Raw genomic sequence first — 780 nt, forward strand, 5'->3', positions numbered from 1 at the left:
CCGTTGGGCCTCATGAAATAAGTAGTACCGCTAAAAAATATGAATATTTAATATGCAAAACTTAGTTCTCTTATTGTTCGTGTTTACAATCTTTTATGGAGTTAAGAAGAACCTCTCTGATAGGTTAAACTTGACGCCAAAGATTCTAAATATGGCCATAATGTTATTGTTTTTGTACAGTTTATCAATGAGTGAAATGTTAATCTTAACATCTCTTCCATACGATTTTACGGCAATAATGTCTGCAGAATATGAGAAAATTGGCACTTTATCAGCAGGAGTATCATTATCGGTTTTCATTTTAGATTTAGCAATCGGACTAATAATATGTATCTATGTGATTGGCTTAATTGGACTTAATGAAAAAGCTAGACATACATTTATTTTCCTGTTGCCAGTTTATTTATTGACTCACTTATTTGATTCTTACAAGTATTGTATTCGTGAGCAGGAACAAGATTTTTATTTTATCTATGTTGCACAAATAACAACTGTGACAGCTTTGGTCATGTATACATATACAAGACCTTTTATGAAAAGAATATTTGTTAGAACTAAGATTGAACAAAACTAATACTAATCACGAAGGCCCAACAAACCGCTATAATGCATAAAGGGTAAAGAGTAATTTGGTTGGTTCGTAGCTTCGGCAACCAGCGCCAAACCGCAGATTTGGCTTTGAAAAATGAAAACTTAAAACAAAATATGCGCTTTGGCTTTGCTCAATTTGATAAGTTCGTAAGGTTAAAATCCTTTACGCATCATGCGGCAGGCCGTTAG

The 780-nt window shown here is 33.3% G+C and carries 1 protein-coding gene; it reads left to right on the plus strand.

Translation table 11 applies throughout. The features are described 5' to 3' along the window. Nucleotides 1-187 precede the first annotated feature (187 nt). Nucleotides 188-574: a hypothetical protein gene (locus ACSX1H_RS19460; protein WP_439185927.1), complete on the plus strand. Its 387-nt coding sequence runs from the start codon at nucleotides 188-190 to the stop codon at nucleotides 572-574. Nucleotides 575-780: the final 206 nt, after the last annotated feature.

Source organism: Carboxylicivirga taeanensis, from assembly GCF_051851475.1.
Classification (GTDB): Bacteria; Bacteroidota; Bacteroidia; order Bacteroidales; family Marinilabiliaceae; genus Carboxylicivirga; species Carboxylicivirga taeanensis.

Excerpts from the sequence above, each read along its gene's own strand:
- ACSX1H_RS19460 (WP_439185927.1), top strand. The coding sequence starts at position 188 with ATGAGTGAAATGTTAATCTTAACATCTCTTCCATACGATTTTACGGCA.